Annotated in this window: 1 pseudogene; it reads right to left on the reverse strand. The window is 69.0% G+C overall.

Features of this window, described 5'->3' with window-relative positions:
* A pseudogene (locus EWM57_RS21345) lies at nt 1-310 on the reverse strand (hypothetical protein); the annotation flags it as partial.

Here is a 310-nt window from a genome sequence, read left to right on the forward strand (position 1 = left end):
CCTGGGCCGTGGTGGCCGTCACGGTGTAGGTGGTCGTAATCGGGGCCTGGGTGGCGTTGATAGCCGTGAATACCGGGCGGGCCGTGGTGGCGCTGCTCAGGTTCGTGGCCGGGCTCCAGGCGTAAGTGTAACCCGTCCGGGCCGCCGTGCCGAGCGTCACGGTGCTGCCCGGGCACAAGGCCGCATCCGGACCGGCATCGGCCACAGCGGCGGGGTTGACGGTGATGCGCACCGAAGCCTGAGTGGTGCAGCCTTCGGCCGTGGTGGTCGTCAGCGTGTAAGTATAGAGCTGGGGCGTGGTGCCGGTGTT

It is taken from the genome of Hymenobacter persicinus (assembly GCF_004167665.1).
In the GTDB taxonomy this organism is placed as follows: domain Bacteria; phylum Bacteroidota; class Bacteroidia; order Cytophagales; family Hymenobacteraceae; genus Hymenobacter; species Hymenobacter persicinus.